Genomic DNA, 751 nt, shown 5'->3' with positions numbered 1-751 from the left:
CTGTATGGCTTGCCAGTAAAGGCTCGAGGTTAGTTATCCACTAAATTTGTGGATAAGTATGTTGATGAGATCTGGGTAAAGAAAATTGATATGCAACTGAGTTTTTATTTAATGAATCTTTAGTCAGAGTTATGCGTAAAATAAGCAAATAAAACAGAGATTTATCGATGTTAATCAAAAGGTATTCAAAGTGGATAAAAATCAATCTTTTGGGGATAAGAAAGTTTTAAGCTAATTTTTGGGGAAAAGTTGTGGAAACTATAATGTGAAGAATGTGTGTAGCTCTTCAACTAGGGCGAAGTACTATATCAGAGTCACTTTTGTATGGCTATAGCATTCTAGACAAACAAGAAAATTTATTAACAATGATGGTTAAATTCTCGATAGACGTAGATTTCATTAGCTAAGGTGTATATATATACAGCCAAAGCGCAGTAAAATTGAGGAAGGGTATGAGTAAAGTCTATGAATTGGTCTCCGATTATCAGCCGTCGGGCGATCAACCAGGAGCGATCAATCAGTTGCTTGAGGGGCTCGATGCTGGGCTAGCACATCAAACCTTGTTGGGGGTCACAGGCTCAGGTAAAACCTTCACACTAGCGAATGTGATTGCTCAAGCCCAACGACCTGCAATATTACTTGCGCCAAACAAAACGCTTGCTGCTCAGTTATATGGTGAGATGAAGTCATTCTTTCCTAATAATGCGGTTGAGTATTTTGTTTCTTACTACGATTACTACCAACCTGAAGC

General features: G+C 37.9%; 1 protein-coding gene. It reads left to right on the top strand.

Annotation, left to right across the window (positions count from 1 at the left end; genetic code table 11):
• Positions 1–452 precede the first annotated feature (452 nt).
• On the top strand, positions 453–751 hold a 299-nt coding region (locus tag IQR33_RS13385; RefSeq protein ID WP_193843763.1), incomplete at its 3' end, for a DEAD/DEAH box helicase family protein.

The sequence above is a fragment of the Vibrio sp. OPT46 genome, assembly GCF_015163535.1.
In the GTDB taxonomy this organism is placed as follows: Bacteria; Pseudomonadota; Gammaproteobacteria; order Enterobacterales; family Vibrionaceae; genus Vibrio; species Vibrio alginolyticus.
This window is presented reverse-complemented; position numbering and strand designations above follow the sequence as displayed.